The organism is Klebsiella sp. D-Nf1 (genome assembly GCF_002810515.1).
In the GTDB taxonomy this organism is placed as follows: domain Bacteria; phylum Pseudomonadota; class Gammaproteobacteria; order Enterobacterales; family Enterobacteriaceae; genus Klebsiella; species Klebsiella variicola.
Genome location: NZ_PIOK01000001.1, coordinates 1,832,338 through 1,845,002, shown reverse-complemented (window position 1 = coordinate 1,845,002; position 12,665 = coordinate 1,832,338). Strand labels below are relative to the sequence as shown.

10 protein-coding genes are annotated in these 12,665 nt (G+C 55.3%); 5 read left to right on the top strand and 5 right to left on the bottom strand.

Going from position 1 to position 12,665, the window contains the following annotated elements:
- Nucleotides 1–30: 30 nt before the first annotated feature.
- A complete protein-coding gene (gene lpxM / locus CWM54_RS09050; RefSeq protein WP_061154099.1) occupies nt 31–1,002 on the top strand; it encodes a lauroyl-Kdo(2)-lipid IV(A) myristoyltransferase in 972 nt (323 codons plus the stop codon).
- A 30-nt stretch (nt 1,003–1,032) separates the two neighbouring features.
- On the opposite strand, the gene dcuR is transcribed toward lpxM, so the two are convergent.
- The 3 genes from dcuR to CWM54_RS09035 form a co-directional block, all read right to left on the bottom strand.
- Nucleotides 1,033–1,749, bottom strand: a complete 717-nt coding sequence (gene dcuR, locus CWM54_RS09045) for a two-component system response regulator DcuR (protein ID WP_100681219.1) — start codon at nt 1,747–1,749, stop codon at nt 1,033–1,035.
- A gap of 64 nt (nt 1,750–1,813) precedes the next feature.
- On the bottom strand, nt 1,814–3,499 hold the full coding sequence (locus tag CWM54_RS09040; protein WP_100681218.1) for an NAD-dependent malic enzyme: 1,686 nt from the start codon (nt 3,497–3,499) through the stop codon (nt 1,814–1,816).
- Between the two features lie 63 nt (nt 3,500–3,562).
- Nucleotides 3,563–4,510: an AEC family transporter gene (locus tag CWM54_RS09035; RefSeq protein WP_061154102.1), complete on the bottom strand. Its 948-nt coding sequence runs from the start codon at nt 4,508–4,510 to the stop codon at nt 3,563–3,565.
- 419 nt (nt 4,511–4,929) lie between these two features.
- Here CWM54_RS09035 and CWM54_RS09030 point away from each other — a divergent pair, with 419 nt between their 5' ends.
- A complete protein-coding gene (locus tag CWM54_RS09030) occupies nt 4,930–6,264 on the top strand; it encodes a 2-hydroxycarboxylate transporter family protein (protein ID WP_100681217.1) in 1,335 nt (444 codons plus the stop codon).
- Between the two features lie 62 nt (nt 6,265–6,326).
- On the opposite strand, the gene pyk is transcribed toward CWM54_RS09030, so the two are convergent.
- Together pyk and CWM54_RS09020 are read right to left on the bottom strand one after the other, a co-directional pair.
- Nucleotides 6,327–7,769 (bottom strand): pyruvate kinase, encoded by a 1,443-nt coding sequence (gene pyk / locus CWM54_RS09025; RefSeq protein WP_074385455.1) that lies wholly within the window; start codon nt 7,767–7,769, stop codon nt 6,327–6,329.
- 125 nt (nt 7,770–7,894) lie between these two features.
- Nucleotides 7,895–8,800 (bottom strand): MurR/RpiR family transcriptional regulator, encoded by a 906-nt coding sequence (locus tag CWM54_RS09020; protein WP_162677299.1) that lies wholly within the window; start codon nt 8,798–8,800, stop codon nt 7,895–7,897.
- Between the two features lie 159 nt (nt 8,801–8,959).
- On the opposite strand from CWM54_RS09020, the gene CWM54_RS09010 reads away from it, so the two are divergent.
- The 3 genes from CWM54_RS09010 to edd all read left to right on the top strand — a co-directional run bounded on the left by CWM54_RS09010 (nt 8,960) and on the right by edd (nt 12,629).
- Nucleotides 8,960–9,109: a hypothetical protein gene (locus CWM54_RS09010; protein WP_004145554.1), complete on the top strand. Its 150-nt coding sequence runs from the start codon at nt 8,960–8,962 to the stop codon at nt 9,107–9,109.
- 10 nt (nt 9,110–9,119) lie between these two features.
- Complete coding sequence (gene zwf / locus CWM54_RS09005; protein WP_008804260.1) at nt 9,120–10,595, top strand: glucose-6-phosphate dehydrogenase; 1,476 nt, start codon at nt 9,120–9,122, stop codon at nt 10,593–10,595.
- Nucleotides 10,596–10,817: 222 nt separating this feature from the next.
- Nucleotides 10,818–12,629, top strand: a complete 1,812-nt coding sequence (edd, locus tag CWM54_RS09000) for a phosphogluconate dehydratase (RefSeq protein ID WP_100696789.1) — start codon at nt 10,818–10,820, stop codon at nt 12,627–12,629.
- Nucleotides 12,630–12,665 lie beyond the last annotated feature (36 nt).

Below are 12,665 nucleotides of genomic sequence, written 5' to 3'. Positions count from 1 at the left end.
TTGATTAAGCAGTCGACCTGCGGATTGGGCATGGAAACGAAAAAAAATAATATTGAGTTTATCCCTAAGTTTGAGAAATCCTTTTTACTGCCGCGCTACTGGGGCGCGTGGCTGGGCGTCTTTGCCTTCGCTGGCATCGCGCTGACGCCGCCTTCCTTTCGCGATCCGATCCTCGGCAAACTCGGCCGCTTCGTAGGGCGTTTGGCGAAAAGCTCGCGGCGCCGGGCGCAGATTAATTTGCTGTACTGTTTTCCGGAAAAAAGCGAGCGCGAACGGGAAGCGATCATCGACGCCATGTATGCCTCGGCGCCGCAGGCGATGGTGATGATGGCCGAGCTGGGCCTGCGCGATCCGCAAAAAATCCTTGCCCGCGTCGACTGGCAGGGGAAAGAGATCATCGACGAGATGCAGCGTAATAACGAGAAAGTGATTTTCCTCGTTCCGCATGCCTGGGGCGTGGATATCCCGGCGATGCTGATGGCCTCCGGTGGGCAGAAGATGGCGGCGATGTTCCACAACCAGGGTAACCCGGTCTTTGATTACGTGTGGAATACCGTGCGCCGTCGTTTTGGCGGGCGTATGCACGCGCGCAACGACGGAATCAAACCGTTTATTCAGTCGGTGCGCCAGGGCTACTGGGGTTACTATCTGCCCGACCAGGATCACGGCGCAGAGCACAGTGAATTTGTGGATTTCTTTGCTACCTACAAGGCGACGCTGCCAGCGATTGGCCGTTTAATGAAGGTATGCCGCGCCCGCGTCGTACCGCTGTTCCCGGTCTATGATGGCCAAACGCATCGGCTGACGGTGCTGGTCCGTCCACCAATGGACGATCTGCTGGACGCTGACGATACGACGATCGCCCGGCGGATGAACGAAGAAGTGGAAGTGTTTGTTAAGCCGCACACCGAGCAGTACACCTGGATCCTGAAGCTGCTGAAAACGCGCAAACCGGGTGAAATCGAGCCCTATAAACGCAAAGAGCTGTTCCCAAAGAAGTAGTCTAAAAGAGAGCCAGTGGGCGTTCCCGGCTCACTGGCTATATTGCGTCAGTAACATCACGTTCTCGACGACAAGCCGGTAGCGATACTCCGGGCGGCCAGTGATACCGTAGTGATTGGTCGTGAAGAGCACGTTTATCTGCTCCAGCCAAATCAGGTATTTGCGGCATGACACCCTGGATATCTGCAGCGCCGCCGCCAGCTCGTTGGTCGAAAAATCGCGCGCCTGATGGGCGTCAATCCACTGGCACACCAGGCGAAGGGTTTGCGGAGTCAGCCCTTTCGGCAAGCGGCGGGCGCTTTCCTGTTGCGGGATCCCGCGACGCAGCAGGGTGTCGATATCCGCCTGGGCGTAACAGGATTTCGCCTGCTTCACTTCACGCTTGTTGCGCCATGTCTGCAGGGCTTCCTCAAAGCGCGGAAACTGAAACGGTTTAATCAGGTAATCCACCACGCCATAGTGCAGCGCCGTTTGTAGCGTGAGCGCATCGGCGGCAGATGTCATCATGATGACGTCAATATTCCGCGCATCTGCGCGAAGCGAGGGCAGCAGGTCAAGGCCATTCTCCTGTTGCATGTAGACATCCAGCAGCAGTAGATCGACCTGCGCCAGATGGCTCAGCATCGCTTTGGCGTCGCCGATCGTCGCCGCCACCCCGCAGCAGTGAAAATCAGCCACCCGGCTGATAAACAGCCGGTTCAGTTCGGCTACCATGGGATCATCATCGACGATCAGCACATTGAACATGCGTGGTTCCCCGGTGTGGCGGGAAGCCAGCCGGCTTCCCGCAAGATGAGTTGAGGAATAGCGATCAGAATGACGATCGTTTATAGGCGGTGTAGCGCGCTCGCCAGAAGGTTTTATCGATATTCGCCGCCAGCTGTGCCTCGTCAATCTGCGGCGCGACGCCGTCCCGCTGCGCGGCGCGAGCAACCTCTGCGGCAATAGCCCGGGAAATCATTTCAATCTCTTCAACCGGCGGCAGTAAAGCACCGGTTTCACGGGTCGCCAAAGGCGAGTGGGCTGCGAGGGTTTTACTGCAGGTGATCAGCATCGCTTCGGTGACGCGCTGCGCTTTACTGGCGAGGATCCCCAGCCCCAGACCGGGGAAAATATAGGCGTTGTTGCACTGAGCGATATCGTAGGTTTTGCCGTCGTAGAAGACGGGTTCGAACGGGCTACCGGTGGCGATCAGCGCGCTTCCCCGGGTCCACTCCAGCAAATCCTTCGGCTGGGCTTCGGCCCGGGAGGTGGGGTTAGACAGCGGCATAATAATCGGACGCGGGCAGTGCCGATGCATCTCTTTCACAATCTCCTCGCTAAACAACCCCGGCTGGCCTGACACGCCAATCAGTACGGTAGGGTGGACGTTGCGTACGACATCCATCAGCGACAGCTGGGCGGACTCGGTATCCCAGTGGGCAATACTGGCTCGCGGCGTCACGAGGTTGCGTTGAAAATCGAGCAGATTGGGCATCTCATCCGTCAGCAGGCCAAAGCGGTCAACCATAAAGATGCGGCGTCGCGCTTCCTCCTCCGAGAGACCATCATCCACCATCAGCGCAATGATTTTTTCCGCAATGCCGCATCCGGCCGAACCGCCACCGAGGAAAACTACCCGCTGGTCGCGGATCGGCGTCCCGGCCGCGGCCGCGGCGGCGATCAGCGTCCCTGAGGTCACGGCGGCGGTACCCTGGATATCATCGTTAAAACAGCACAGCTGGTGACGATAACGGTTGAGCAGTCGCGTGGCATTCTTTTGGGCAAAATCTTCAAACTGAAGTAATACATTCGGCCAACGTTGCTGAATGGCATAGACAAACATGTCCATAAACTCAAGGTACTGCTCGTCGCTGATGCGCGGATGGCGCCAGCCCATATACAGTGGATCCTCCAGATGCTGCGGGTTATTGGTACCAACATCTAACATAATGGGCAGCGTGGATGCCGGGTGAATACCCCCGCAGGCGGTATATAACGAGAGTTTGCCAATGGGGATCCCCATGCCACCAATCCCCTGGTCACCCAGCCCCAGAATGCGCTCGCCATCGGTCACGACAATGACTTTGATATCATTGCGGGAAAACCCCTGCAGCATTTCGTCAATCTGGTGACGGTTAGGCCAGGAAATAAATAAACCGCGTCCCCGGCGATATATTTCTGAAAAATGTTCGCACGCTTCTCCCACCGTCGGGGTATAGATCACCGGCAACGTTTCTTTCATATGGCTGCGCAGCAGGTTATAAAATAATGTCTCGTTAGTATCCTGAATATTCCTGAGATAGATATGGCGTGAAATACTCTTTTTGAACTGGCAAAACTGGCCCCATGCGCGCTCGGTTTGTTCTTCAATGGTTTCAACATTATGGGGTAACAGTCCCTGAAGATTAAATGCTGTGCGTTCACTTTCGGTAAATGCAAGGCCTTTATTTAATAACGGATTTTCCAGCAAGACTGCACCGTTATAGGGAGTGTATAAGGTTTCTGTGGCTAACATTGGATGACTCCTGAATATCATAGTAAATAATGACCGGGATGCTTAAGGGTTTTCGTTCCGTGTTCACGAAATTAAATAAATCATAATGCCTTCGGTGACGACGCCGATGGCGGTACCCAGCAAAATAGAGGATGAGGCCGGCTCAATATAGGTATCGCTGCGCAGAGCAAACATCCCTGCGGCGATGGCGGAAGGCGTCGCGCCGATGATAATAACCTGTTGCATTAAGGTATGACTGAGCCCGAAGGCCAGTCCGGCCAGCGCCATCATTGCCGGTTGGATCAGATTTTTGATACTGATATTGGTACAGGTTTGAATATTGACCGTCGGGCGTTCGCCGTAAAACAGCAGCCCCAGGGCGAACAGTGACAGACCGCCGGCGATTTTACCCACCATTTCAATAGGCATACTGAGCATATGCGGCAACTGGACCCCTGCCAGGCTGAGCAACACGCCGGAAATCGGGATCCAGACGATGGGGTTTCTCACGGCTTTCAGCAGGTTTTGCAGGATCAGCTGCCCGGCATGAAGCTGGGGTTCATCCGCACTTCCGTGCTTGTCTCCCATGCGAATCAGGATGATAGTCAGAGGGATCATCAATACGCTGGTCACCAGGTTTCCGATAAGCACGCCAAGAAAACCCTCCGGGCCTATCAGTACCGCCAGAACGGGCGCACCAAAGTAGGCCATATCGGGGAAGGCGCAAACCAGCGACTGAATCGCGCTGGTTTTAATATCATGACGGAAAACATAGCGTGAGATCAGCAGCGTGAGAAAATAGGATCCCATCAGGCCAATGACTAACACCGCCATAAAGGTGAAGTTTTTAATTTTATCGGGATTGGTATTTAACGCGCCGATAAAAAGATGGAACGGAAGCGCAAAGCGGATCACCACCGTGGCAAGAACGGAGGCATCCTCGCGCCGGGTATAGCCTAGTTTACCGCTAAGCCATCCCAGCAGCATGATAAATACCAATGGGAAAAGGGATTGTAAGAGTAGTGAAGGCATAAGATGTCCTGACATATTTTATTGGGTTGTTGTGTCGCCAATCTAGCGATCCCGTAATATTTAAAAGGTGATAGTCATCACAGTCGCCTGCCTTTAAATAATTTCGCCTCGGATACTTTACTTACAAATGGGTAAATCAGGGTTAAATCATGGAGTTGCTTGAATGAGATGCAAATATTATCGATGATGCTAACTTTAGCTTTATGACGATAAATTAAATTACTTAAAATAAACTTTATGGTTTAGTCACAAAGCCGACAGCGGAAAACCGTTTGTCATTTTTTGTTTTAAACGCCTGTGCTACCGTTTTGAGTGTATTTTGTTGAGCCGGTGTTTAGTGCTATTTCGTTTATGTTGCTACGCAAATTTTAATATTGCGTTACTACCCTACGCTACCTCCTTATCATTCAGGTAAAAATATGGAAAATAATTCACTCAACCACCCGATAGATAAAACCCAACCGAACGGGCAATCGACACGATTTTTTTCCAATATCGACGTTGGTGCCGTACCGTTAACGCTCTTTATTGGTATCGCTGCGATCGTCGCGCTCTCTGCGAGTGCGGGTCTGCTGCCGAAAAATATGATTGGCGGACTGGCGGTCATTATGACCCTCGGATTCGCGCTGGCTAAGATTGGCCGCATGGTACCAGTATTAAAAGACATTGGCGGGCCGGCTATCTTGTGCCTGATGATGCCCTCAGTGTTGGTCTACTTTGGCGTGTTTGAAGCTCATACGCTCGATACTGTGCACTTGCTGATGAAAGAGGCCAATCTCCTCTATTTCGTCATCGCCTGTCTGGTCGTCGGGAGTATTCTGGGAATGAACCGCACTATTCTGATCCAGGGGATGGTGCGTATGTTTGTCCCGTTGGTGGTGGGGACCGGGGCGGCAATATTAACCGGCCTGCTGGTGGGCAGCTTATTTGGCTACAGTATTTACCACACCTTCTTTTTTATTATCGTGCCAATTATCGGCGGCGGCATCGGCGAAGGGATCCTGCCTTTGTCGCTGGCTTATTCGGCCATTCTCGGGCAAACGCCTGATGTCTATGTTGCCCAGCTGGCGCCGGCCGCGGTGGTTGGGAATATTTTCGCCATTATCTGCGCTGGTTTTCTGGCGCGCATGGGCGCACGTCGTCCGGCGCTATCCGGCAATGGGATGCTGATCCGTAGCCATGACGATAATAGCGTCTTTGCGCAACATCAGAGTACCCAACCCACCGATTTTCAGCTCATGGGTGCCGGGTTGCTGATGATTTGCGCGTTTTTCATCGTCGGTGGTCTGCTGGAGAAGGTGGTGCATATTCCGGGGCCGGTGCTGATGATTCTGGCGGCCGTCTTCTGCAAATATACCAAAGTTATCCCGGCGGCGATGGAGCTGGGGGCGCATAGCTGCTACAAGTTCGTCTCCGCCGCGCTGGTGTGGCCGCTGATGATCGGCCTGGGCATGCTGTATGTGCCGCTGGAGAGCGTGGTCTCGGTGTTCTCCGTTGGTTACGTCGTGGTTTGCGGCTCCATCGTTATTGCCATGGCGCTGAGCGGTTTCTTTATCGCTGCTCGCCTGAATATGTATCCGGTGGAAGCCGCTATCGTGACCAGCTGCCATAGTGGCCTTGGAGGAACCGGAGATGTGGCCATCCTCTCGGCGTCAAACAGAATGGGGTTGATGCCGTTTGCACAGATTGCGACGCGGATCGGCGGGGCGTCAACGGTGATCGCCGCGACGCTGTTGTTGAGCTGGATGGTGTAGTCTGCCAGATAGTGGGCAAAAAAAACCTGCCAGCCGCATCGCTGGCAGGTCGACACCGAGGCTTACTCGACGGTGAGGATACGGGTGGTGTTGGTGCTGCCGATGGTGCTCATCACATCACCCTGGGTCACGACCACGAGGTCACCGGAGACGAGATAGCCTTTATCCCGCAGCAGATTGACGGCATCGTGCGCAGCGGCTACCCCGTCATTCTGGCTGTCGAAGAACACCGGGGTCACCCCGCGGTAGAGTGCGGTCAGGTTCAGGGTGCGCTCGTGGCGGGAAAGGGCGAAAATCGGCAGACCGGAACTGATGCGCGAGGTCATCAGCGCGGTGCGGCCCGATTCAGTCATGGTGATGATGGCCGTGATGCCTTTCAGGTGGTTGGCGGCATACATCGCCGACATGGCAATCGCTTCTTCCACGTTGTCGAACTGGACGTCCAGACGGTGTTTGGAGACGTTGAGGCTCGGGATTTTTTCGGCGCCCAGACACACGCGCGCCATCGCGGCCACGGTTTCCGACGGGTACTGACCGGCAGCGGTTTCCGCGGAGAGCATCACCGCATCGGTACCATCCAGCACGGCGTTGGCCACGTCCATCACTTCCGCGCGAGTCGGCATCGGGTTGGTGATCATCGACTCCATCATCTGGGTAGCGGTAATGACGGAACGGTTCAGCTGACGGGCACGACGAATCAGCGCTTTCTGGATACCCACCAGTTCTGGATCGCCGATTTCGACGCCGAGGTCGCCGCGCGCAACCATGACCACATCGGAGGCGAGGATCACGTCGTCCATCGCATCCTGATCGCAGACTGCTTCCGCACGCTCAACTTTGGCGACGATTTTCGCATCGCAGCCGGCATCGCGCGCCAGGCGACGGGCGTAGTTCAGGTCTTCGCCGCAGCGCGGGAAAGAGACCGCCAGGTAGTCGACGCCGATTTTGGCGGCGGTGACGATATCAGCCTTGTCTTTGTCGGTCAGCGCTTCGGCAGACAGACCGCCGCCCAGCTTGTTGATCCCTTTGTTGTTAGATAACGGACCGCCGACAGTCACTTCAGTAAACACTTTCATCCCCTGAACTTCGAGGACTTTCAGCTGTACGCGACCATCGTCGAGCAGCAGGATATCGCCCGGCACGACGTCCGCCGGCAGGCCTTTGTAGTCGATCCCGACTTTCTCTTTGTCGCCTTCACCTTTGCCGAGGTTAGCGTCGAGCAGGAATTTGTCGCCGATATTGAGGAAAATTTTGCCTTCTTTGAAGGTCGATACGCGAATTTTTGGTCCCTGGAGGTCGCCGAGGATAGCAACGTGACGGCCCAGTTTCGCCGCAATCTCACGCACTTTGTCGGCACGGAGCTGATGATCTTCCGGGGTGCCGTGAGAGAAGTTCATACGCACTACGTTTGCGCCCGCGGCGATAACTTTTTCCAGGTTGTTATCACGGTCAGTTGCTGGGCCTAAGGTAGTAACGATTTTGGTTCTGCGAAGCCTTCTGGACATGTAATACTCCGTTGACTGATACAACTTTGGTGTTGCGTGAACATGGATTCGGTAGCGCCAGCCTGCAACGTCGCACAGCCGGATCGTTATCGAAGGTGTAATGGGGTACTGCTTGTTATCAACTTTTATTGATTATCACTGGGTACGAACTGTTCTTTATCAAAACGCGATTCCTTCAGCGCTTCCTTGACCCTCTTCAAGTTATCTCTGAATTTTGCCCCCCGACGCAGCGTAAAACCCGTCGCCAGCACGTCGATGACGGTCAACTGGGCCAGACGGGAGACCATCGGCATATAGATGTCGGTATCTTCCGGCACATCGAGGGTGATAGCGAGCGTGGCTTCCCGGGCCAGGGGGGTACCGGCGGAGGTGAGGGCGATCACCATGGCATCGTTTTCACGGGCCAGCTGCGCCAGTTCCACCAGGCTCTTGGTTCTTCCGGTATGTGAGATAATCACCACCACATCATCGTCATCGCAATTCATACAGCTCATGCGTTGCAGGACAATGTCGTCGGAATAGATGACCGGCACGTTAAAGCGGAAAAATTTGTTCATCGCATCATGGGCGACCGCCGCCGAGGAACCGAGGCCGAAAAAGGCGATTTTTTTGGCCTGAGTCAGCAGATCCACCGCGCGATTCACCGCCGACATGTCGAGAGAATGGTGGACCTGATCTAAACTCGCCATGGCCGATTCGAATATTTTTCCCGTGTATGACTCAACGCTGTCGTCTTCATCAACATTCCGGTTAACATAGAGCGTACCGTGCGCGAGGCTCTGGGCAAGGTGCAGTTTAAAATCAGGAAACCCGCGGGTTTCGAGGCTGCGGCAGAAGCGATTGACGGTCGGTTCGCTCACCCCGGCCTCAAGGGCGAGGGCGGCGATGCTCGAATGAATGGCCTGCGCGGGGGTGGCGAGGATCACTTCCGCCACTTTGCGTTCAGATTTGCTAAGGTGTTCCAGTCGGGACTGGATTTTTTCCAGCATGTTCATTAGTAACAGGGCGCTCATCAATGGAAACGATTTCATTAATGGGTGAAATCATCGGGCGTTTTAGCAAGAATATACCCCTCCGCAAGCGCAAGCGGTGAGGAATGACGTGAAATAATGTTGTTTTTTTTCATTACATGATCAGAGTCGTATTTTACTGACCTGAAACAGGTACAAACAACGAACAATATCAGCCAGATGCCCAAATCATCGCCGAATGTTTTCACCCTGTGCGGTTTTACCGCCGCAAACGAAGGGGAAGGCTTTCGGGAAATACGTAAACACAGTACAGTGCAGTGTAAGAAAATTACAAATATAGCCTGGCAGAAGCACCAGACTATCAACTGAGGAGAATGACATGGCGGTAACGCAAACGGCCCAGGCATGCGACCTGGTCATTTTCGGCGCGAAGGGCGACCTGGCGCGACGTAAATTGTTGCCTTCCCTGTATCAGCTTGAAAAAGCGGGCCAGATCCACGCCGACACCCGCATCATTGGCGTCGGCCGTGCCGATTGGGATAAAGCGGCTTACACCAAAGTCGTGCGCGAAGCGCTGGAAACCTTCATGAAGGAAAAAATTGATGAAGGTTTGTGGGATTCCCTGAGCGGACGCCTGGAGTTCTGTAACCTTGACGTCAATGACACCAGCGGCTTCACGCGTCTGGGTGAGATGCTGGATCAACAGAACCGTGTCACCATCAACTATTTCGCCATGCCGCCGAGCACCTTTGGCGCGATCTGCAAAGGTCTGGGCGAAGCGAAGCTCAATGCCAAGCCTGCGCGCGTGGTGATGGAAAAACCGCTGGGTACCTCGCTGGAAACCTCGCGTGAAATCAATGACCAGGTCGGCGAGTTTTTTGAAGAGTGCCAGGTCTACCGTATCGACCACTACCTCGGTAAAGAGACGGTCCTCAACCTGCTGGCGCTGCGCTTTGCCAACTCCCTGTTCGTCAATAACTGGGACTGCCGCACTATCGATCATGTCGAAATTACCGTCGCGGAAGAGGTGGGTATTGAAGGGCGCTGGGGTTACTTCGACCAGGCCGGACAGATGCGCGACATGATCCAGAACCACCTGCTGCAGATCCTCTGCATGATTGCCATGTCGCCGCCGTCCGATCTCAGCGCCGACAGCATCCGTGATGAAAAGGTCAAGGTCCTGAAATCCCTGCGTCGCATTGATCGCTCCAACGTGCGTGAGAAAACCGTTCGCGGCCAGTACACCGCCGGCTTTGCCCAGGGCAAAAAAGTGCCGGGCTATCTCGAAGAAGAGGGCGCCAACAAAACCAGTAACACCGAAACCTTCGTGGCGATCCGTGTCGATATCGATAACTGGCGCTGGGCCGGCGTACCGTTCTATCTGCGCACCGGCAAACGTCTGCCGACCAAATGCTCTGAGGTAGTGGTTTACTTCAAAACCCCGGAGCTGAACCTGTTTAAAGAGACCTGGCAGGAACTGCCGCAGAACAAGCTGACTATTCGTCTGCAGCCGGACGAAGGGGTGGATATCCAGGTGCTGAACAAAGTGCCGGGCCTCGACCATAAGCATAATCTGCAGATCACTAAGCTGGATCTGAGCTACTCCGAGACCTTTAATCAGACGCACCTGGCCGATGCTTATGAGCGTCTGTTGCTGGAGACCATGCGCGGTATCCAGGCGCTGTTTGTGCGCCGTGATGAAGTCGAAGAGGCGTGGAAATGGGTGGATTCCATCACCGAAGCCTGGGCTGCCGACCGCGATGCGCCGAAACCGTATCAGGCAGGGACCTGGGGACCGGTTGCGTCGGTGGCGATGATCACCCGTGACGGCCGCTCGTGGAACGAGTTCGAGTAAGCTCGCCGCCTAATCCGTCAGGGTTATTTTACCGGTAACATGATCTGACGCAGAAAGTCGCACGCTTTTTAATCTTTTAAGCCCCGTGAGGATTCACCCACGGGGCTTTTTTTATTACACTGCTTTCAGACATTTTGCCCCTGAGCGCTGGTGTTGGTGGCCTTTAGCACAAAAATACGTCATCACGCAGCGGCCGGACAGATACAAATTTGAGGAGCCTTTATGAATTCGACAATGTTACGGGTAACAAATCGCATTATCGAACGGTCGCGTGAGACCCGCGCGGCTTACCTCGCAAGGATTAACCAGGCCAAAACCGACACCGTGCATCGTGCGCAACTGGCCTGTGGCAATCTGGCTCACGGTTTCGCGGCCTGTCAGGCTGACGACAAAGCCTCTCTGAAAAGCATGTTGCGCAACAACATCGCCATCATCACCTCCTACAACGATATGTTGTCCGCTCACCAGCCCTATGAACACTATCCGGACATCATCCGTAAAGCGCTGCATAGCGCCAATGCGGTCGGCCAGGTGGCTGGCGGCGTGCCGGCAATGTGCGACGGCGTAACCCAGGGGCAGGACGGTATGGAGCTCTCATTGCTGAGCCGCGAAGTGATCGCCATGTCCGCCGCAATCGGCCTGTCGCATAACATGTTCGATGGCGCGCTATACCTCGGCGTGTGCGATAAAATTGTCCCCGGCCTGACCATGGCAGCGCTCTCTTTCGGCCATCTGCCGTCGATCTTTATTCCCTCCGGTCCAATGGCCAGCGGCCTGGCTAATAAAGAGAAGGTCCGCATTCGCCAGCTGTACGCGGAAGGTAAAGTGGATCGTATGGCGCTGCTGGAGTCCGAAGCCGCCTCTTATCACGCGCCGGGAACCTGTACTTTCTACGGGACGGCGAACACCAACCAGATGGTGGTCGAGTTTATGGGCATGCAACTGCCGGGATCGTCCTTCGTCCATCCGGATGCCCCGCTGCGGGACGCGCTGACCGCCGCTGCCGCACGCCAGGTCACCCGCATGACCGGCAATGGCAACGAGTGGATGCCGCTGGGGAAAATGTTCGACGAAAAAGTGGTAGTCAACGGCATCGTGGCGCTGCTGGCGACCGGTGGCTCCACCAACCATACCATGCACCTGGTGGCGATGGCCCGCGCGGCGGGGATCATTATTAACTGGGACGATTTCTCCGACCTGTCAGACGTGGTGCCGCTGCTGGCGCGCCTCTATCCCAACGGCCCGGCGGATATTAACCACTTCCAGGCGGCGGGCGGCGTTCCGGTACTGGTGCGCGAGCTGCTGAAAGGCGGCCTGCTGCATGAGGATGTTCACACCGTCGCCGGCTTTGGTCTGTCGCGTTACACCCTGGAACCGTGGCTCAACAACGGCGAGCTGGACTGGCGTGAAGGGGCGACAGCGCCGCTTGACGATCAGGTCATCGCGACCTTCGAGAAACCGTTCTCCCGCCACGGCGGCACGAAAGTGCTGAGCGGCAACCTGGGACGCGCGGTAATGAAAACGTCGGCGGTCCCGGTAGAGAACCAGGTGATTGAAGCGCCGGCGGTGGTGTTCGAGAGCCAACACGACGTATTGCCGGCCTTTGAAGCGGGCTTGCTGGATAAAGATTGTGTGGTGGTGGTCCGTCATCAGGGGCCAAAAGCGAACGGGATGCCAGAATTACATAAACTTATGCCGCCACTTGGTGTATTATTGGACCGCCGTTTCAAAATAGCGCTGGTGACCGATGGCCGACTCTCTGGCGCCTCCGGTAAAGTCCCGTCAGCTATCCATGTCACGCCTGAAGCGTATGACGGTGGTTTGCTGGCCAAAGTGCGCGATGGCGATGTGATTCGCGTGAACGGACAGACGGGAGAACTGACGCTGCTGGTGGACGATGCCGAACTGGCGGCGCGTCAGCCGCATATCCCTGACCTCAGCGCGTCGCGCGTGGGAACCGGTCGGGAGATGTTTGGGGCGCTGCGTGAGAAGCTCTCTGGCGCGGAGCAGGGCGCAACCTGCATCACTTTTTAAGACGATTTTATTTCTAGATCTGGCGAGAGAAAATCC

Excerpts from the sequence above, each read along its gene's own strand:
- lpxM (WP_061154099.1), top strand. The coding sequence starts at position 31 with ATGGAAACGAAAAAAAATAATATTGAGTTTATCCCTAAGTTTGAGAAA.
- dcuR (WP_100681219.1), bottom strand. The coding sequence starts at position 1,749 with ATGTTCAATGTGCTGATCGTCGATGATGATCCCATGGTAGCCGAACTG.
- CWM54_RS09040 (WP_100681218.1), bottom strand. The coding sequence starts at position 3,499 with ATGTTAGCCACAGAAACCTTATACACTCCCTATAACGGTGCAGTCTTG.
- CWM54_RS09035 (WP_061154102.1), bottom strand. The coding sequence starts at position 4,510 with ATGCCTTCACTACTCTTACAATCCCTTTTCCCATTGGTATTTATCATG.
- CWM54_RS09030 (WP_100681217.1), top strand. The coding sequence starts at position 4,930 with ATGGAAAATAATTCACTCAACCACCCGATAGATAAAACCCAACCGAAC.
- pyk (WP_074385455.1), bottom strand. The coding sequence starts at position 7,769 with ATGTCCAGAAGGCTTCGCAGAACCAAAATCGTTACTACCTTAGGCCCA.
- CWM54_RS09020 (WP_162677299.1), bottom strand. The coding sequence starts at position 8,800 with ATGAAATCGTTTCCATTGATGAGCGCCCTGTTACTAATGAACATGCTG.
- CWM54_RS09010 (WP_004145554.1), top strand. The coding sequence starts at position 8,960 with ATGCCCAAATCATCGCCGAATGTTTTCACCCTGTGCGGTTTTACCGCC.
- zwf (WP_008804260.1), top strand. The coding sequence starts at position 9,120 with ATGGCGGTAACGCAAACGGCCCAGGCATGCGACCTGGTCATTTTCGGC.
- edd (WP_100696789.1), top strand. The coding sequence starts at position 10,818 with ATGAATTCGACAATGTTACGGGTAACAAATCGCATTATCGAACGGTCG.